The sequence below is a fragment of the Aeromonas sp. Lyrl_2 genome (assembly GCF_051948815.1).
Classification (GTDB): Bacteria; Pseudomonadota; Gammaproteobacteria; order Enterobacterales; family Aeromonadaceae; genus Aeromonas; species Aeromonas veronii.
Map to the genome: position 1 here is coordinate 12941 of NZ_JAYJLJ010000025.1, position 19180 is coordinate 32120.

17 protein-coding genes are annotated in these 19180 nt (G+C 61.0%); 12 read left to right on the plus strand and 5 right to left on the minus strand.

Annotation, left to right across the window (positions count from 1 at the left end):
• Window positions 1–7: 7 nt before the first annotated feature.
• Window positions 8–1258, minus strand: a complete 1251-nt coding sequence (locus VF684_RS18110) for a methyl-accepting chemotaxis protein (RefSeq protein ID WP_005335445.1) — start codon at window positions 1256–1258, stop codon at window positions 8–10.
• 101 nt (window positions 1259–1359) lie between these two features.
• Here VF684_RS18110 and VF684_RS18115 point away from each other — a divergent pair, with 101 nt between their 5' ends.
• The 11 genes from VF684_RS18115 to VF684_RS18165 all read left to right on the plus strand — a co-directional run bounded on the left by VF684_RS18115 (window position 1360) and on the right by VF684_RS18165 (window position 15358).
• Window positions 1360–2112, plus strand: a complete 753-nt coding sequence (locus VF684_RS18115; RefSeq protein ID WP_005354446.1) for a potassium channel family protein — start codon at window positions 1360–1362, stop codon at window positions 2110–2112.
• A 146-nt stretch (window positions 2113–2258) separates the two neighbouring features.
• Window positions 2259–2864, plus strand: coding sequence for a TIGR04211 family SH3 domain-containing protein (locus tag VF684_RS18120; RefSeq protein ID WP_139441613.1), 606 nt, complete (start codon window positions 2259–2261; stop codon window positions 2862–2864).
• A 314-nt stretch (window positions 2865–3178) separates the two neighbouring features.
• Window positions 3179–6343 carry a bifunctional proline dehydrogenase/L-glutamate gamma-semialdehyde dehydrogenase PutA gene (gene putA / locus VF684_RS18125; RefSeq protein ID WP_376899731.1) on the plus strand — a complete coding sequence of 1055 codons (3165 nt, stop codon included), beginning with the start codon at window positions 3179–3181 and terminating at the stop codon, window positions 6341–6343.
• A 200-nt stretch (window positions 6344–6543) separates the two neighbouring features.
• The gene (gene nudC / locus VF684_RS18130) at window positions 6544–7323 is read left to right on the plus strand and encodes an NAD(+) diphosphatase (RefSeq protein WP_376899733.1); all 780 of its coding nucleotides are present in this window, start codon (window positions 6544–6546) and stop codon (window positions 7321–7323) included.
• A 142-nt stretch (window positions 7324–7465) separates the two neighbouring features.
• Entirely contained in the window at window positions 7466–8533 is a 1068-nt protein-coding gene (hemE, locus tag VF684_RS18135; RefSeq protein WP_376899735.1) for a uroporphyrinogen decarboxylase, read from the plus strand.
• A gap of 111 nt (window positions 8534–8644) precedes the next feature.
• On the plus strand, window positions 8645–9571 hold the full coding sequence (locus VF684_RS18140; protein ID WP_376899737.1) for an ROK family protein: 927 nt from the start codon (window positions 8645–8647) through the stop codon (window positions 9569–9571).
• Between the two features lie 63 nt (window positions 9572–9634).
• Window positions 9635–10645, plus strand: a complete 1011-nt coding sequence (epd, locus tag VF684_RS18145) for an erythrose-4-phosphate dehydrogenase (RefSeq protein ID WP_236382557.1) — start codon at window positions 9635–9637, stop codon at window positions 10643–10645.
• A 61-nt stretch (window positions 10646–10706) separates the two neighbouring features.
• Window positions 10707–11870 carry a phosphoglycerate kinase gene (locus VF684_RS18150; RefSeq protein ID WP_005335436.1) on the plus strand — a complete coding sequence of 388 codons (1164 nt, stop codon included), beginning with the start codon at window positions 10707–10709 and terminating at the stop codon, window positions 11868–11870.
• A gap of 115 nt (window positions 11871–11985) precedes the next feature.
• The gene (gene fbaA, locus VF684_RS18155) at window positions 11986–13065 is read left to right on the plus strand and encodes a class II fructose-bisphosphate aldolase (protein ID WP_005340963.1); all 1080 of its coding nucleotides are present in this window, start codon (window positions 11986–11988) and stop codon (window positions 13063–13065) included.
• Window positions 13066–13224: 159 nt separating this feature from the next.
• Window positions 13225–14529, plus strand: a complete 1305-nt coding sequence (locus VF684_RS18160) for an NAD(P)/FAD-dependent oxidoreductase (RefSeq protein ID WP_139441624.1) — start codon at window positions 13225–13227, stop codon at window positions 14527–14529.
• Window positions 14530–14767: 238 nt separating this feature from the next.
• On the plus strand, window positions 14768–15358 hold the full coding sequence (locus VF684_RS18165) for a hypothetical protein (RefSeq protein WP_139441626.1): 591 nt from the start codon (window positions 14768–14770) through the stop codon (window positions 15356–15358).
• A 54-nt stretch (window positions 15359–15412) separates the two neighbouring features.
• On the opposite strand, the gene VF684_RS18170 is transcribed toward VF684_RS18165, so the two are convergent.
• From VF684_RS18170 to cutA, 4 genes are all read right to left on the minus strand, one after another.
• Entirely contained in the window at window positions 15413–15826 is a 414-nt protein-coding gene (locus VF684_RS18170; RefSeq protein WP_139441628.1) for a hypothetical protein, read from the minus strand.
• A 70-nt stretch (window positions 15827–15896) separates the two neighbouring features.
• Window positions 15897–16388: a GNAT family N-acetyltransferase gene (locus VF684_RS18175; RefSeq protein ID WP_139441630.1), complete on the minus strand. Its 492-nt coding sequence runs from the start codon at window positions 16386–16388 to the stop codon at window positions 15897–15899.
• Window positions 16378–18177, minus strand: coding sequence for a protein-disulfide reductase DsbD (locus VF684_RS18180; RefSeq protein ID WP_139441632.1), 1800 nt, complete (start codon window positions 18175–18177; stop codon window positions 16378–16380). The genes VF684_RS18175 and VF684_RS18180 overlap by 11 nt, the downstream gene beginning before the upstream one ends.
• Window positions 18174–18491, minus strand: coding sequence for a divalent-cation tolerance protein CutA (cutA, locus tag VF684_RS18185; RefSeq protein ID WP_058056979.1), 318 nt, complete (start codon window positions 18489–18491; stop codon window positions 18174–18176). The genes VF684_RS18180 and cutA overlap by 4 nt, the downstream gene beginning before the upstream one ends.
• Before the next feature lie 244 nt (window positions 18492–18735).
• Between cutA and VF684_RS18190 the strand changes: the two genes are divergently transcribed.
• A complete protein-coding gene (locus tag VF684_RS18190; protein WP_069529227.1) occupies window positions 18736–19092 on the plus strand; it encodes a hypothetical protein in 357 nt (118 codons plus the stop codon).
• Window positions 19093–19180: the final 88 nt, after the last annotated feature.

Genomic DNA, 19180 nt, shown 5'->3' on the forward strand with positions numbered 1-19180 from the left:
AAAACAGTCAGACGAGTTTGAAGGACTGGATCTGGCTGTCGAGCTCCTTGCTGTGCTGCTCGACCAGTTCGGAGGCCTCTTGCAGTTCGCGCAGCACCACGACGGAGCCTTCGGCGATCTGCTTGACCTGCTCCAGATTGCCGCGCATCTCTTCGGCGACCGAGCTCTGCTGCTCGGAGGCCGCGGCGATGTGGCGGTTCATGTCGGCGACACCCTGTACCCGCTGCACTATGGTGGCGAGCTGGGTACCGGCCTGGGTCACCTGTTCCACCCCCTTGTCGGCCTGCTGTACGCTTTGGGCCATCAGTTCGCCAGCCTGGTGGGCATTGCCCTGCAGCTGTTCGATCATCTTCTGGATTTCGACGGTGGCGGCCTGAGCCCGGTTGGCCAGTTCACGCACTTCGGAGGCCACCACGGCAAAGCCACGACCCGCTTCACCGGCGCGAGCCGCTTCGATGGCGGCGTTCAGTGCCAGCAGGTTGGTCTGCTCCGAGATGCCGCGAATGGTGTCGACCACAGAGCCAATGCGCTCGACCCCCTGCTCCACCTCGTTGACCACGGTGGCGGAGCGCTGGATGTTGCCGGAGAGGGTGTCGATGGTGCTGACGGTATCGGCGACGCAGCGGCTCCCCTCTTCCGCCAGCTGGCTGGTTTCGGCGGTGGCGTGAGAGGCCTGATCCGCATGGGCGGCCACTTCGCGAATGGCGCCGACCATCTGGCTCATGGCGCTGGCCAGCTGTTCGATCTGGGTGAACTCTTCGTTGATCGCTTCGTTGGCCTCTTCCATGCAAAGGGTCACCTGGGAGGCGATGTCGTTGAGCTCCTTGCAGGCGGCGCGCTGGTTGCCAAACACCTCTTTGAGGTTCTCCTGCGAGTGAGAGACCGCCTTGGCGATGTCACCGAATTCGTCACGAGACTTGAGCAGTACCTTGTGGCTGAGGTCCCGCTTGGCGAAGCGTTCCAGCAGGCCCACCAGATAGTGCACCTGCTTGACCATCAGGCGGGAGCCGGTGAGCAGCAGGATCACGAACAGCAGCCCCATGATGGCGGTCTCCATCAGACCGGTCCAGAGCAGGCGATTGGAGATCGCATCCGCCTTGGCGGGATCGAGCCCTTCGCTGAGCAGGGTCGCTTCCAGATTGTTGGCGTCAAACCAGAGTTTTGTCAGTAGCAGGAGGGTACTGAACACCATCAGCAGCACCACTTTGGGTACCAACCGGATGTTGCTCATTCTTTTCTCCAGCAGGTTCAGCTGCATTGTCATTCTCCTTTTAAAAGCCGTTTTTTCCTTTGCCCTCAGGACTATCGGCATTATCTTCTCTTTTATTAATTTGCACTGTGCTTAAAGTTGGAAAATGTATGCGACATCACTTAACTCATCTGCGGGCGATGGATCTGTTGATGGCATTTCTGTCGATTATCTCGGTTGTGCTGGTGACGGCCCGCTGGTGGGGCCATGAGAGCCTGACACCACAGACCCTGCAGCTCTTCTATGACCTCGACAGTCTGATTTGCTACTTCTTCCTCGCGCACTTTGCTTATGGCTGGATCCGGGCCTCCGATCGCAAGGCCTATTTCAAGGCTAACTGGATCTATCTGCCGGGTAGCCTGCCGATGGCGGAGCAACTGCGCTGGGCGCGGCTGATCCAGTTGTGGCGGGTCTATCAGCTGTTCAAGGAGCACCCGGATCTCTGGGCCATGTTTCGTCGCGAGCGCAACGAGACTACTCTCTCTGGCATCCTGTTCCTCTTCTTCCTGCTGCTGGGGGTGGGCTCCGGCGTCATGTACTGGATTGAGTCAGGCCAGCCCGGCAGCCAGATTGAGACACCTTACGATGCGTTCTGGTGGACGCTGGTAACCCTCTCGACAGTGGGTTATGGCGATCTGGTGCCCAAGACCGAGGAGGGGCGGTTTGTCGCCAGCCTGCTGATCCTGTTCGGAGTCGGTCTGTTCGGTGCCATCAGCGGTTTCATGGCCAGCCTGTTTTTGCAGCCCAACAAGGGGGATGGCGAGACCGACAAGTGGCGTCATCACTACAACAACCAGCAAGAGGAGCTGCTGCGGGAGATCCGCGCTCTGCGCAGCGAGGTGCAGGAGCTGAAAAACAAGTGAGACCGCAGACGGGCAAGTTGCGAGGTGACTCGCAACTCTGCGCTCTTTATCTGGGGGGAGGTGCTTTTTCTTTGCTTGTCCTTTAACCTGCTGGCGGCTTAACATTCAACCTCTTGTCCAAACCTGAAAAAGAGAACCGATCGACCATGCGCGCCCTTCTCGGGATTTTGATCTGCTTGTGTGCCCAACAGGCACTGGCCGATACCCGTTATGTTTCAGACAACATCTTTACCTATATCCACAATGGCCCGGGTACCCAGTACCGGATCCTTGGCAGCGTCAAGGCTGGTGAACCGCTGGAGGTAAAGGCGGTGAACAGCGAGGCCGGTTTCACCCAGGTGGTGGACGGTCGTGGCCGCGAGGGGTGGATCAAGAACAGCGAACTGCAGAGCCAGATCAGCCTGCGCGAGCGTCTGCCCCAGGTGGAAAAAGAGCGCGATGAGCTTAAAGATCGCTTGCAGAACCTTAACGGTGACAACGAGAAACGCTTCACCGAGAAGGATGGCCAGATCGCTGCCCAGAGCAAGGAGATCGCCGCTCTCAAGGCCCAGCTGGTCAGTCAGAGTGAGGAGATGAGCAATCTCAAAGAGCAGAATGATGCCCTGACCCAAAGCTACGACAACCAGGAGCACGACATGCAGATGGACTGGTTTATCCGTGGTGGTGCTATGGTGGGGGCCGGTATTCTGCTTGGCATCCTGCTGCCCATGCTGCCCCGTCGTCGCAGCCGCGGCGATCGCTGGATGAACTGACAGCATCTGGCTGAATGAATTGCTGAGAAGGGTCGCCGTGGCGGCCCTTCTTTTTTTGGGGCGTATTGGGCGGAATGCGTGCCTGCTTTGCGATAGAGCGGCGGCAGATCGTATACAAAATGAAGTCAGATGACCCTCACGCTTGCTGGCGTATTGGCTTCAAAAGGGAATTCATGGGGGGAATGAGCGATCTTTGTTAAAGAGTGGCAACAAATTCATTTCATATAGGGCGCAACATTGTATACATTATCGGCGTTTCGGCGGCGCGTCCGCCTTTGTCGATATCAGCCCTAGGGCGTACAGGAAGACCCCATATGTTCAAAGCTACTCAAGTGCTTGCCGCTGACTATATCCCCTCCGATCTGGCCGCCCTGCGCGAAGCCATCACCCAAAACTACGTGGTGGATGAAAATGCCTATCTGGCCGAACTGTCGGCCATGTTGCCGGGGGATGGCGCCTCGCTGGAGCAGGTGACCCAGCGTGCCCGTACTCTGGTGACCAAGGTGCGCAAGGAGAGCGGCTCCGGTGACGGTATCGACGCCTTCCTGCAGGAGTACAGCCTGGATACCCAGGAGGGGATCATCCTGATGTGTCTGGCCGAGGCGCTGCTTCGGATTCCCGATGCCGAGACCGCCGACGCCCTGATCAAGGACAAGCTCTCCGGCGCCAACTGGTCATCCCATTTCCGCAAGAGCGACTCTACTCTGGTCAACGCCTCCACCTGGGGGCTGATGCTGACCGGCAAGATCATCAAGCTCGATAAAAAGCTCGACGGCAACCCGGCCAACCTGCTGGGGCGCATGGTCAACAAGCTGGGGGAGCCGGTGGTGCGCTCCGCCATGTACGCCGCCATGAAGATCATGGGCAAGCAGTTCGTGCTGGGGCGCGACATGAAAGAGGCGCTCAAGGCGAGCCGCAAATCCCGCGAGCTGGGTTACACCCACACCTACGACATGCTGGGTGAGTCGGCGCTGACCATGCAGGATGCCGATAAATATCTGACCGATTACCGCAACGCCATCGAGGCGGTGGGCAACGAGCGGATCAGCGACGGCGGCCCGGCCCCCTCGATCTCCATCAAGCTCTCGGCGCTCCATCCGCGCTATGACGTGGCCAACCGCGAGCGGGTGCTCGGCGAGATGTGCGAGCGGCTGGTGGGGTTGGTGCGTCTGGCCCGCGACAAGGATGTGGCCATCAGCATCGATGCCGAGGAGATGGACCGCCTCGAGCTGTCGCTGGACCTGTTCGAGCAGCTCTACCGCTCCGATGCCAACCGTGGCTGGGGCAAGCTCGGCATGGTGGTGCAGGCTTACTCCAAGCGTGCGCTGCCGGTACTCTGCTGGCTCACCGCCCTGGCCCGCGAGCAGGGTGACCTCATTCCGGTGCGACTGGTCAAAGGCGCCTACTGGGACAGCGAGCTGAAATATGCCCAGCAGGCTGGCCTGCCCGGCTACCCGCTCTTTACCCGCAAGGCGGGCACCGACATATCCTACCTCGCCTGCGCCCGCTACCTGCTGAGCGAGCCGACTCGCGGCTTTATCGCTCCCCAGTTCGCCACCCACAACGCCAATACCGTGGTCAGCATTCTGGAGATTGCCGGTGATCGCCAGTTTGAATTCCAGCGTCTGCACGGCATGGGCGAGGAGTTGCACAACGCCGTGCTGAGCGACAATCCCGGTCTACACTGCCGCATCTACGCGCCGGTCGGCGCGCACAAGGATCTGCTGCCCTATCTGGTGCGCCGCCTGCTGGAGAACGGGGCCAACACCTCCTTCGTTCACAAGCTGGTGGATCCCAATACCCCGGTGGACTCGCTGGCCGAGCATCCGCTGCGCACCCTCAAGCGCTACTCCGGCTTTGCCAACGACCGCATTCCGCAGCCGGTGAATCTGTTCAGCGACCGCAAGAACTCCAGCGGCGTCAACATGAACATCCTCTCCATCCAGCGCCCTTTCTTCGCCCGCTTGAAAGAGCTGGAGAGCAAGCAGTGGCTGGCCGGCCCCATCGTCGATGGCGAGACCCTCAAGCGCAGCGAGGCACGAACCGTGCTGAGCCCGCAGGATGTGAGCCTCACCGTCGGCAAGATCCACTGGGCCGACGAGCAGGCGGTGGAGCAGGCCTTGGCATCTGCCCACGCCGCCTTCCCGCGCTGGCGTGAAACCCCGGTGAGCGAGCGTGCTGCCGCGCTGGAGAAGCTGGCGGATCTGCTGGAGGCGAACCGCGAGCAGTTTGTCTCCCTCTGTACCCGCGAGGCGGGCAAGCTGCTGCAAGATGGCATCGACGAGGTGCGTGAAGCGGTCGATTTCTGCCGCTACTACGCGGTGCAGGCGCGCGGCCTGATGGGGCAGGCGACCCTGCTGCCCGGTTACACCGGCGAGCAGAACGAGCTGTTCCTGCAGGGGCGTGGGGTGTTTGTCTGCATCAGCCCGTGGAATTTCCCGCTGGCGATCTTCCTCGGCCAAATCGCTGCGGCGCTGGCCACCGGCAACACCGTCATCGCCAAACCGGCGGAGCAGACCGGCCTTATCGCCCATCTTGCGGTGACGCTGGCCCATCAGGCCGGTATTCCGGGCGACGTGCTGCAACTGCTGCCCGGTGACGGTGCTACCGTGGGGGCCAAGCTGACGGCGGATCCGCGCATTGGCGGCGTCTGCTTCACCGGCTCCACCGAGACCGCCAAGCTGATCAACATGACCCTGGCCCAGCGCGATGGCGCCATCCTGCCGCTTATCGCCGAGACCGGCGGCCAGAACGCCATGATCGTCGACTCCACCGCCCTGCCGGAGCAGGTGGTGCGCGACGTGGTGAGCGCCGCCTTCCAGAGCGCTGGTCAGCGCTGCTCGGCCCTGCGGGTGCTCTATCTGCAGGAGGAGATTGCCGAGCGGGTGCTGGAGATCCTCACCGGTGCCATGCAGGAGCTCAAAGTGGGCAACCCGGCCGAGCACAACACCGACGTCGGCCCGGTGATCGATGCCGATGCCAAGGCCGGTCTTGATGCTCACCTCGCCTACATGATCCCGCGCGCTCGCCTGATTGCCCAGGCGCCGATGCCGGCCGTGACCCTGGGGGGCCACTTCGTGCAGCCGACCGCGCTGGAGATCGGCTCCATCCGCGAGCTGACCCGCGAGCAGTTCGGCCCCATCCTGCACGTGGTGCGCTACGCCGCCAAAGAGCTGGACACTGTGATCGCGGATATCAACGGCACCGGTTACGGCCTGACACTGGGGATCCACAGCCGCAACGAATCCCATGCCGAGGAGCTGGCGAGTCGCATCAACGTGGGCAACGTCTACATCAACCGCAACCAGATCGGCGCCATGGTCGGGGTGCAACCGTTCGGCGGGCAGGGCCTCTCTGGCACAGGTCCCAAGGCGGGCGGCCCCCATTACCTGAGCCGTTTCATTACCGAGAAGACCCGCACCATCAACACCACGGCGGTGGGCGGCAACGCCTCCCTGCTGGCGATGGGCGACGCCTGATCGACCGTGACCAACATCAGGCCGCCTGCGGGCGGCCTTTTTCATGGGCGTTCTCATGAGCATTGAAAAGCCGCCATCTTGGGGTCGCCACCCGGCCTGCCGCGTCTTAATATGGTGGCCGGTTGTCGCTTTCATCCGTCACCGCCGCCCAGCCCCGGGCGCGCATTCCGACCGACGTCACAACAAAGAGTGCTGCATCTATGCCATTAACCGAACAGGCCCGCTGGTTCGTGCTGGGGGGCGATCACCTCGTCCTGCTGGATGACCAGGGGTGCATTCCACAAGGCCCCCGTGCCTGTCTGCCCAGCCACTTGCAGCATGCCGCCTTTGAGCGCTTTGACGAGTGGGACGGGCTGCCCTGCCTGCTGCTGGATCTGGGGGAAGCGACCGACACCGCAACCCTGACTCCCTTGCGCCAGCTGATGGTGGCCGGGGATGAAGCGGGCTTTCAGCTGGCTGGCCGCGCCTGGCAACTCGCCACCTTTCGCCGGACCCACCGCTTCTGCGGCGAGTGCGGCGCCCCCATGAGCCCGAAGGCGGGGGAGTGGGCACAAGGGTGCCGCCATGGCCACGTCGTCTATCCGCGTATCTCCCCCTGCATCATCGTGGCGGTGCGCAAGGGGCCCGCTATCTTGCTCGCGGCCCACCGCCGTCACTATCAGGCCGAGGATCCCATGTATACCGTGCTGGCCGGCTTCGTGGAGGCGGGGGAGAATCTCGAGCAGTGCGTGGCGCGGGAGGTGTTCGAGGAGAGCGGCATCCGGGTGACCAACGTGCGTTACGTGGCGAGCCAGCCCTGGCCGTTTCCCCACAGCCTGATGATGGGCTTCACCGCCGATTATGAGAGTGGCGAGATCCGGGTGCAGGACGAAGAGCTGGTGGCGGCCGATTTCTTCGAGGCCGACGGGCTGCCACGGCTGCCGCCTCACGGCACCATAGCGCGGCGACTTATCGCGCTCTGCCTCGACGACCAAGCTTAAGGGAGGCAAAGAGGGGTGCTTGTTTGCGCCCCTTCACATCTTTGCACTCCAACGGCGGCGGCAGGTGTTTGAGCCGCCCCCCGCCGCGCACAAAGTGGTATCATATCCGCCATTTTATGCTGGATATGACTCAGGAACTGGGATGAAAGAGCTGAAGAACGATCGTTACCTGCGTGCCCTGCTGCGCCAGGAAGTGGACATGACCCCGGTATGGATGATGCGCCAGGCTGGCCGCTATCTGCCGGAATACAAGGCCACGCGCGCCCAGGCGGGGGACTTCATGTCCCTGTGCCGCAACGCCGAGTTGGCCTGTGAAGTCACCCTGCAGCCGCTGCGCCGCTATCCGCTCGATGCCGCCATCCTCTTCTCCGACATCCTCACCGTGCCCGATGCCATGGGGCTGGGTCTCTACTTCGAGCAGGGTGAAGGCCCGCGCTTCGAGCGTCCGATCACCTCCATGGCCGACGTGCAGGCGCTGCCCATTCCGGATCCGGAAGATGAGCTGGGCTACGTGATGAATGCGGTGCGCACCATCCGCCGCGAGCTGAAGGGCGAAGTGCCGCTCATCGGCTTCTCCGGCAGCCCATGGACTCTGGCCACCTACATGGTGGAGGGGGGCAGCTCCAAGGCGTTCACCAAGATCAAGCAGATGATGTATGCAGAGCCGCAAACCCTGCACCTGCTGCTCGACAAGCTGGCCGACAGCGTGATTGCCTACCTCAACGCCCAGATCAAGGCGGGTGCGCAGGCGGTCATGGTGTTCGACACCTGGGGCGGCGTGCTCACCCCGCGCGATTACCGCGACTTCTCCCTGCAGTACATGCACAAGATTGTCGATGGCCTGATCCGCGAGCACGACGGTCGCCGCGTGCCGGTCACCCTGTTCACCAAGAACGGCGGCCAGTGGCTGGAGCAGATCGCCGCCACTGGTTGCGATGCGCTGGGTCTGGACTGGACCACCGACATCGCCGACGCCAAGCGTCGGGTCGGCGACAAGGTGGCGCTGCAGGGCAACATGGATCCCTCCATGCTCTACGCCACTCCGGCTCGCATCCGTGAAGAGGTCGCCTCCATTCTGGCCGGTTTCGGCCACGGCAATGGTCACGTATTCAACCTCGGCCACGGCATCCATCAGGATGTGAACCCGGAACACGCTGGCGTGTTCGTCAACGCGGTACACGAGCTCTCCACCCAGTACCACGGTCGCTAAGGCCGGGGCGAGAGAAGAAGAGTGTGTTGGATATCCGGGGCCGTCAGGCCCCGTTTTACATTGAAATAGGCGCTGCAACGACGAGAACGTGGCGGCCGTGCAGGAGGCAAGATGAGCAGCAAGTCACTGGATTGGGGTATCGATCTTGGCGGTACCAAGTGTGAATGCGTGGTGCTGGATGGCGACGAGGTGCTGCTGCGCCATCGCATCCCCACCGAGCGGGCTGGCGGTTATGAGCATATGATCGGCCAGATCGCCAAGCTGGTAGCAGAGTGCGCCGAGAAGATTGGCCAGCGCCCGACCGTCATCGGCATGGGCACGCCGGGGGCGCGGGATCCGCAGACCGGCCTGATGAAGAACTGTAACACCACCGAGCTCAACGGCAAGCCGTTCAAGGAGGATCTGGAGCGCAAGCTGGGTGTGCCGGTGCTGATCGCCAACGATGCCAACTGCTTTGCGCTGGCAGAAACCCATCTCGGTGCAGTGCGCCAGCACCATCCTGATGCGAAAGTGGTGTTCGGCATCATCATGGGCACCGGGGTCGGCTCCGGCATCGTCATCAACGGCCAGATCCTCAATGGTCACCACGGCATCGCCGGTGAGTGGGGCCACAACGTGCTTTCCCCTGATGGCCCCGAGTGCTACTGCGGCAAGCGCGGCTGCGTCGAGACCCTGATCAGCGGCCCGGCGCTGGAGGCCTGGTACGAGGCCAAGGCCAAGCGCCGCCTCTCGCTCGCCCAAATCGCGGCCGCCACGGCTCACGATCATGTGGCCAAGCTCACCATCGACCGGCTGCATCTGCTGTTTGGTCAGGCGCTGGCCAACGTGGTCAACATTCTGGATCCGGACGTGATCGTCATCGGCGGCGGGGTGGGCAATGTGCAGAGCCTTTACAGCGCCGGACGGCAGAGAATTTTGCCCTTCCTCTTTAATCCCCGCTTCGCAACCCCCATTATTGCTCCTGCCCTTGGCGACAGTGCCGGGGTATTCGGGGCGGCACTGCTGGCCCGCGGTGAATTCAAGGAGGCCCTGCTGTAGTAGCCGGGGCTCCCGGGCGGCCGGTGCGCCGCCCTGTTGCTGGTTCAAGGAAACGGATTCTCGATGATCAAGATTGCCATCAATGGTTACGGGCGGATCGGTCGCAACGTGTTGCGAGCCCTCTATGAAAGCGGGCGCGACAAGACCATCAAGATCGTCGCCATCAACGAGCTGGCGGCCCCCGAGGCCATGGTGCACCTGACCCGTTACGATACCAGTCACGGTCGCTTCCACCATCCTGTGCAACTGGCGGGCAACAGCATGCTGGTGGGGGAGGATCTCATCTCCCTGTTTGCCGAGCGGGATCCGTCAAAGCTGCCGTGGCGGGCGCTGGGGGTCGATGTGGTGCTCGATTGCACCGGGGTATTCGGCTCGCGGGCCGATGCCGAGCTGCATCTGGCGGCGGGGGCGGGCAAGGTGCTCTTCTCCCACCCGGCGGATGCGGATGTGGATGCCACCGTGGTCTACGGGGTCAACCATCATACCCTCACCGGAGTGGAGCGGATTGTCTCCAACGCCTCCTGCACCACCAACTGCGTGGTGCCGGTGATTGAAACATTGCATCGAGAATTCGAGATAAATTGTGGTACTATTACGACAATTCATTCGGCCATGCATGATCAGCAAGTCATCGATGCCTACCACAGTGACTTGCGCCGAACCCGCGCTGCCAGTCAGTCCATCATTCCGGTGGATACCAAGCTGGCAAAGGGGTTGGAGCGTATCCTGCCCCACTTCGCCGGCAAGTTCGAGGCGATCGCGGTGCGGGTGCCGACCATCAATGTAACAGCGATGGATCTCAGTATTACTGTTCGTAAAAAAGTGACAGTTACTGACGTAAATCAAGCCCTGCAACGGGCATCCAGAGGTACATTACACGGTATTCTGGATTACACGGAAGAACCTCTGGTCTCCGTAGACTTCAATCATGATGCACACTCCTGCATCATTGATGGTACCCAGACCCGGGTGAGCGATGCCAACCTCGTCAAGATGTTGATGTGGTGCGATAACGAATGGGGCTTCGCGAACCGGATGCTGGATACCACCCGGGCCATGATGGCCGCAGGCTGAGCCTGCCCCGGGCGAAAGGTTACTGTTTTTAACATTACCTGGAAAATATAGAGGACTGAATATGTCTGTTATCAAGATGACTGACCTGGATCTGGCGGGTAAACGCGTTCTGATCCGTGCTGACCTGAACGTACCGGTAAAAGACGGCAAGGTCACCTCCGATGCACGTATCGTTGCGACTCTGCCGACCATCAAGCTGGCTCTGGAAAAGGGTGCCAAGCTGATGATCACCTCCCACCTGGGTCGTCCGACCGAGGGTGAATACAACGAAGAATTCTCCCTGGCTCCGGTTGTCAACTATCTGAAAGACGCTCTGTCCTGCCCGGTTCGCCTGGCCAAGGATTACCTGGATGGCGTAGAAGTCGCTGCCGGTGAGCTGGTTGTACTGGAAAACTGCCGTTTCAACAAAGGCGAGAAGAAGAACACCGAAGAGCTGGCCAAAAAATACGCCGCCCTGTGTGACGTCTTTGTAATGGATGCGTTCGGTACTGCTCACCGCGCCGAAGGTTCCACCTACGGTGTGGCTCAGTTCGCTCCGGTCGCCTGTGCCGGTCCGCTGCTGGCGGGTGAACTGGAAGCGCTGGGCAAAGCCATGCTGAAGCCCGAGCGCCCGATGGTTGCCATCGTTGGCGGCTCCAAGGTCTCCACCAAGCTGACCGTTCTGGAATCCCTCTCCAAAATCGCTGACCAGCTGGTTGTCGGTGGTGGCATCGCCAACACCTTCATCGCTGCTGCCGGTCACAACGTCGGCAAGTCCCTGTGCGAGCACGATCTGATCGACACCGCCAAGAAACTGGCTGCCGAGACCAACATTCCTGTGACCACCGACGTGGTTGTAGGTGCCGAGTTCTCCGAATCCACTCCGGCGACCATCAAGTCCGTCTCTGACGTGACCGACGGCGACATGATCTTCGACATCGGCCCGGATTCTGCCAAGGCCCTGGCTGACATCATCATGAACGCCAAGACCATCCTGTGGAACGGCCCAGTTGGTGTATTCGAGTTTGACCAGTTTGCTGAAGGCACCAAGGTTATCGCTGAAGCCATCGCTGCTTCTCCGGCCTTCTCCATCGCTGGCGGTGGTGACACCCTGGCTGCTATCGACAAGTTCGGCATCGCTGACAAAGTCTCCTACATCTCCACTGGCGGCGGCGCCTTCCTGGAGTTCGTAGAAGGCAAGGTACTGCCGGCTGTTGCGATTCTGGAACAGCGCGCCAAAGCCTAATTGACCCGGAACGGGGGGCAAAAGCCTCCCGTTTCGTTTATCATGTGCCCGCTGTGCCGGTTCATGATGAACCCCCCATTTTTTATTAACGGCATACGAGACAGGACGATTAAACATGTCTAAGAAAATTTTCGACTTCGTAAAACCCGGCGTGATCACTGGTGATGACGTTCAGAAAGTGTTCGCCATCGCTAAAGAGAACGGCTTCGCTCTGCCGGCCGTAAACTGCGTTGGTACCGACTCCGTTAACGCCGTACTGGAAGCTGCCGCCAAGGTTAAAGCGCCGGTTATCGTTCAGTTCTCCAACGGTGGTGCCGTGTTCACCGCCGGTAAGGGTCTGAAGCTGGAAGGTCAGAAAGCTGCCATCCTGGGTGCCATCTCTGGTGCCAAGCACGTTCACGCTGTTGCCGAAGCCTACGGCGTGCCGGTAATCCTGCACACCGACCACGCTGCCAAGAAGCTGCTGCCGTGGATCGACGGTCTGCTGGAAGCGGGCGAGAAGCACTTTGCTGAAACCGGCAAGCCGCTGTTCTCCTCCCACATGCTGGATCTGTCCGAAGAGTCTCTGGAAGAGAACATCGACATCTGCTGCGAGTACCTGACCCGCATGGCCAAGATGAACATGACTCTGGAGCTGGAACTGGGTTGCACCGGTGGCGAAGAAGACGGCGTCGACAACAGCCACATGGATCAGTCCGCTCTGTACACCCAGCCGGAAGATGTTGCTTACGCTTACGAGCGTCTGTCCAAGATCAGCCCGCGTTTCACCATCGCTGCCTCCTTCGGTAACGTACACGGTGTATACAAGCCGGGTAACGTCAAGCTGACCCCGTCCATCCTGGACGCTTCCCAGAAGTACGTTTCTGAGAAGTTTGGCGTTCCAGCCAAGTCTCTGGACTTCGTATTCCACGGTGGTTCAGGTTCCACTCTGGAAGAGATCCGCGAGTCCATCTCCTACGGCGTAGTGAAGATGAACATCGACACCGACACCCAGTGGGCAACCTGGGAAGGTCTGCTGAACTTCTACAAGAAGAACGAAGCTTACCTGCAAGGCCAGCTGGGCAACCCGGAAGGCGCCGACAAGCCGAACAAGAAGTACTACGATCCGCGCGTATGGCTGCGTGAAGGTCAGACTTCCATGATCGCTCGCCTGGAGAAAGCATTCTCCGACCTGAACGCCATCGACGTACTGTAATTCGTTACAGCACCTTGATTGCATGAAAAGGCGCCCTTCGGGGCGCCTTTTGCATTTCTGTGATCCGCACCGGTTGGTGAGTGGAGGAGGAACTGGGTATTATCGAAACAACTTTGCTTATTTTATTAAACAATTTGCAACCAAGGCAGGATGCTGAGTATGCAGGCAGGAAAGCACAACGGATATCAGGAGCATGTCGCCTCCTACTACGCGGCCACCCGCAACGACTGGCAACAGTGGCCCGAGCTGGAGGGGGAGCACAAGGCTGACGTCTGCATCATCGGCGGCGGTTTTACCGGTCTCAATACCGCCATCAATCTGGCTGATGCCGGTTACAAGGTCGCCTTGCTGGAGGCCAACCGCATCGGCTGGGGCGCCTCCGGGCGCAATGGTGGCCAGCTTATTCGCGGTATCGGCCACGATACCAGCCAGTTTGTCCGCTGGATTGGTGAGGAGGGGGTTCGCGAGCTCGACCTGATGGGGCTGGAGGCGGTGCAGCTGGTGCGCGAGCGGGTTGAGCGCTTCAACATCGAGTGCGATCTCACCTGGGGCTACTGCGACCTCGCCACCCGTCAGCGTCATCTGGCTGGCTTCGAGGAGGATCTCGACCATCTGGCGAGCCTCGGCTATGAGCACGAACTCAAGCTGGTACCGCGGGAAGATATCCATAGCGTGGTGGGATCGGATCGCTATATCGGCGGCCTTATCGACATGGGCTCCGGCCACCTGCATCCTCTCAATCTTGCGCTCGGCGAGGCGCGCGCCGCCGCCAGCCTCGGGGTCTCCCTGTTTGAACACTCCAGAGTGACCCATATCGACTACGGCAAGCAGGTCGAGGTGACCACCGCCCACGGCCGGGTCACTGCTGATTATCTGGTGATCGGCTGCAACGCCTATCTCAACGACCTCAATCCGGAGCTGGGGGGGCGGGTGCTGCCCGCGGGCTCCTACATCCTCGCCACCGAGGTGCTCGATCGCCGCTTGCGCCAGCGATTGCTGCCGCAAAACATGGCAGTGTGCGATCAGAACGTGGCCCTCGACTACTACCGCCTCTCTGCCGATGGCCGCCTGCTGTTTGGCGGCGCCTGCAACTATTCGGGGCGAGACCCGAAGGATATCAAGGCCTTTATGTTGCCCAAGATGCTGCGAGTCTTCCCCGAGCTGGCTGGCACTGCCATCGAGTTCCAGTGGGGCGGCATGATCGGGATCGGCGCCAACCGGCTGCCGCAGATTGGCCGCTTGAAGGAATACCCAAACGTGTTCTACGCCCAGGCCTATTCGGGTCACGGCCTCAACGCTACCCATATGGCGGGCAAGCTGGTAGCCGAGGCGATCCGCGGCGAGAGCCGGGGTTTCGATCTCTTCGCCAGCGTGCCTCACATCACCTTCCCCGGCGGCCCGGCGCTGCGCTCCCCGCTGCTGGCACTGGGAATGTTGTGGCACCGGATGAAGGATATCTTCTGACCCCCATTGTCAGCCTGCGCAGTGATGGCTGAACGCTAGCCTCCTTGCCAGCCCTTGTTTATAGCGGGTTGGCACTATCGTTCCGCCTGATAGACCAAAAGATGCATTCGCGCCAATCTCGTCCGGTTGGCGCTATCCTTTAGGTGTGAGAGCGGTTATCTGCCAAGGGGACGAGGGTGTGTCTGCTTGCCGGAATAGTTGCCGAGAAAGAGCTGAGGACGGGGAGAGGAGGGCCAAGATGGAGATAAATGTAGTCGCGTCAGGCGGGCTCACCCCGCTGTCGCAACGGCAGGGTTCTCCTGCTGTGCAGGCACAGGAGCGGGCTGCAACTTCACCATCAACGGGCAGCGACAGCCGGATGGTACGCGATCTTGGCGCAGTGCTGGATGAGCTGGGGCTGTCACCGCAAGGGGAGAGCAGTGGCGGTGGCACTGTTTCAATCAGGGACTCGCTGGAAGCGTTCATCAACACCATGATGGGCTCCCTGCAACAGCAGCAGGAGCAACAGTTGGCATTGCAACAACAACAGCGGCAAGAGCAGGAACAGCGCAAACTCTCCATCGCCGACAGCAGCGAGAACCCGCTCAAGCGGGATCTGGAGCGCCTGCTGGAGACGCTGGATCAGCAGGGCGGACAGGAAAAAGAGAGCGAGCAAGGAGCCGAGCGTGAAGCGGTCAACCCCTTGCAGAGCCAGCTGACCAAGCTGCTGGAGAGCAGTGGTGCGGCAGAGAGCGGGGTCACCCTCAAGGAGGTGCTGTCAGGGTTGGCCAGCAAGCTGCCGAGCGAACCCGCCGAGCGAAAAGGGTATCGGGTCGATACCCAGGTTTGAGGTAGTTGGCAACGGCAGGCCAGTCGTTGCAGTGCGTAAGGGGCGGGCAGCCCTTTATTGGGCCGGTTCCGCCAGTCGCCACCCCTGTTCGTCCTTCATCATCCACACCTCGGCCTCTTGTGGCAGCACCTGGCCCGCCTCGAACTCGCCATATTTGCGCTCGAGCTCCATCAGCCCCATCTCCTGCTGGAAGGGGCCAACCCGGTCGTAGACCAGGTCCTCGTCGTGCAACACCTGCAACTGATCGAGTCCCTGCTTGAAGTGGAGCTGGTAACTCACCTTGACCAGATAGACCCCCTCCATCCGCTCCTCCTTGCCGAGGATGGTGAAGTTGCTGATTTCGAACAGGTTGGCGTCTGTCTCGGCCAGCAACCTGGCGGTAACTTGGCTCCGGATATCCTCTTCACCGGGCCCTGCACTGCAGCCATAAAGCCAGAGGGCTAGCAGGGGGATGAACCACTTTTTCATCAAAACTCCGGACAAGTGCAAAACGAGAGGGGCGATTGTGCCACGCGAATGCGCGGCGGCAAACCTCGGCTCACGGTTCCAGTGAACGTTCCAGCACGATGGCCTCTGCCCGATAACCAGCCAGCTCGCGGCGATAGCACTCGGTGAACCCTCTGCGCAGCCAGAAGGATAGAGCACTCTCATTGCTGGCAATCACTGACAGGCGAAGCCGGGTAGCCCCCCATGAGCTTGCCAGCTTGCAGGCGTGAAGATAGAGCGACTGACCACGGCCACTCCCTTGCCAGGGTTCCCCCACCAGTAACAGACCCAGATAGGCGGTGTCTGGATTGGGGTAGCCGCGCAGCAGATCAATGACAGCGGTGAGTTCTCCCTGCTCCCAGCGGCCGATGAGATGTTTGTCGGAGAGAGGCAGGCCGGATGGGCAGGCGACAAGTTCCTCTTCCCCTGTCTGTGCTGAGAGAGGGTCATTGCTCACCGCCGCCTGATAGGAGGGGGCCTGCTCGAACAGCCGCTGCAAGGTAGGTGCATCGCTTGTCTGCAGCCGACGCAACTCAGTGTGCATCACTTACCATCTCGAGATGTTTGGCAAAGGGGATAGGCCCCATAAAACCGGTGACCCGCTGCCCTGTCAGCTCCTTGCCCTCGCGGTCGAAGAAGATCAGGGTCGGCAGGCCCAGCACATTGAGGCTGTTGAGCAGCTCGACATCGGCATCGTCGTTGGCGGTAACATCCGCCTGCAGCAGCACCATCTGGCCGAAGCGCTCCCGCACAGCCGGGTCGCTGAAGGTCTTGTGTTCGAACTCCTTGCAGGCGACGCACCAGTCGGCGTAGAGGTCGAGCAGCACCGGCTTGCCGCGGGCGGCTGCCAGCTGCACCTTGAGATCATCCAGCGTCTTGATGCGGATAAACTGCGGTGCCGTTTGACTGGTATCCGCCGTGATGGCAGCAGGGGGGGCCGGTTGCAGCAGATCCTTGCCCACTACCACGGCGCTGATCATCGCCAGCAACAGCACGAAGCCGCGCACGCTTTTGGCCACCGAGTGGGGCTGGTGCTGGTTGTGGTGATAGAGATAACCGCACAGCAGCAGCCCCCAGCCGAGCCAGGCTAGAGTGGCAATCTGATCGCTCCAGAGCCGTGACAGCAGCAGGATCGGCACTGCCAGCAGGGCGAAGCCAAACAGCTGCTTGATCACATCCATCCAGGCGCCCGCCTTGGGCAGCAGCTTGCCACCCGAGGTGCCGAGCAGCAGCAGCGGCAGACCCATCCCCAGTGACAGCGCATAGAGCGCCGCCCCGCCGAGCCAGAGATCGCCGCTCTGGGCCACGTAGATCAGTGCCCCCGAGAGCGGCGCCGTGGTGCAGGGTGAGCAGACCAGCCCGGAGATCATTCCCATGATAGCGACCCCGACTACCGAGCCGCCCTGCTGGCGGTTGGAGAGACTGGAGAGCCGAGTTTGCAAACTGCTCGGCAGTTGCAGGGTGTAGAGCCCGAACATGGAGAGGGCCAGCAGCAAGAACATCACCGAGAGGCCGATCAGCACATAGGGGTGTTGCAGCGCCGCCTGGAATTTAAGACCTGCCGAGGCGACTACCAGCCCCAGCAAGGTGTAGGTGACCGCCATCCCCTGCACATAGACCAGAGAGAGCAGGAAGGCGCGACCGGTGGAGAGGCGATCGCCGGCACCGGCGATGATGCCGGTCAGGATTGGGTACATGGGGAAGACGCAGGGGGTGAAGGCGAGCCCCAGCCCCAGTGCGAAGAAGGCGACGATGCTGAGCCAGAACCCCTGATTGCCGAGGGCTGCGGCCAGCTGATCCTGCTGGCTAACCGGTGCGACGCTTTGTGCCGTTTCAACAGTGGACGCTGTGGTTGCCGTGACCAGCGGAGCCACATCGATCAGCTTGTCGGTCGGTGGATAGCAGAGGCCGTCGGTACAGCCCTGATAGCGCACCCGCAGGGTGGCATTTTCCCCCACCTCCTTTAGCGGCACCGCGATGCTCACCTGCTGGTAGTAGACCCGGGTCTTGCCGAAGAAGTCATCCTCGTGCTCGGTGCCTTCCGGCAGGGTCGGCTCGCTGAAGGTGAGGTTGTTCCCCTTGAAGCGCAGGCTGTGGCGATAGAGGTAGTAGTCGTCGGCGATATGAAGGGTCAGCAGCAGCTGATCGCCACGCTGTTCGCTCTCGATCTGAAAGGCCTCATCGACCTGTAAAAATTTGGGTTTGGCGTTGGCCTCAATGCCTAGCGAGCTGAGCAGATCGGCGCCGCTGGCGTGGGCAGGGGCGCTGCCCACCGCTGTCGTCAACAGGGCACAGAGCAGCAGCAGGGGAGAGAGCAAGCGGGTGAACGTCATGAGGTCTCCCCATTGAGCCAGTCGAGATAGGCGGGTAGTCCGGCACTCACCGGCAGGGCCAGCAGCTCGGGCACTTCATAGGGGTGATTGGCCTGAATGCATGCCTGCAGCTCGGCAAAGCGCGACTGGCGGGATTTGATGATGAGCTGGATCTCGGTGGCGCGCTCCACCTTGCCTTGCCAACGATAGACGGAGGTAATGCCCGGCAGTTGATTGATGCAGGCGGCCAGCCGCTGGTTCAGCAGCTGTTCGCAGAGAAGGTCGGCACTGGTTTGATCTGGGCAGGTGCAGAGCACCACAATGGCGTCGGTCATAAAGCGGATCTTCACCTCGTTGGGGTAAACCGGGCAGGCGCCCTTGCCGTCTCATCCCTGTCTGCGGATGAAGGTGAAAAAAGCGCCCGAAAATCAGCGGCTACTATACCCCAGAGGCGCTTCAAATAGCATCTGTAGCCATTTGTGAGCCAGCGCCAAAAATTTGTGGGGGGCATGAGATAGACGCTGTCATGGGGACAGGGCAGAATGAGCGGGCTTGTTCCCAATTGACGTAAGGAAATGTATGACCCAACAGAATGAGCAGCAGAGAAACCGCATGTTGAGCCTGCTGCGCGAAGGTGAGCGCCGCATGTTGGTTCAATTGGCCGGGCTGCTGCGCACGACCGCCGATGAAATCAATGCCGAGCTGGAGAAAGAGGAGCTGATGGCCACCCTGGAGCAGCCCATCACGGTGGAGTATCTCAACGGCGTGGTGCAGCACCATCTGTTCGAGCGCAAACACAAGGGAGATATGGCGGTTGCCCAGCAGATCCTGAGCGATTATCAGAGCGAGCTGGAAGCGCTGCAGGCAGCCCAGGCCCAGCCTGAAGAGGCTGTTGCAACTGACGAGAGCGGCGAAGAGCTCAAGGCCCAGGCTTGAGCGACGGGCAGGCCTGAATCCTTACCTCTGAATCAGCCGGCCTGCCAGCACTGATCCCTCTTGCGGCCCCATCATGTCTGCCATGATG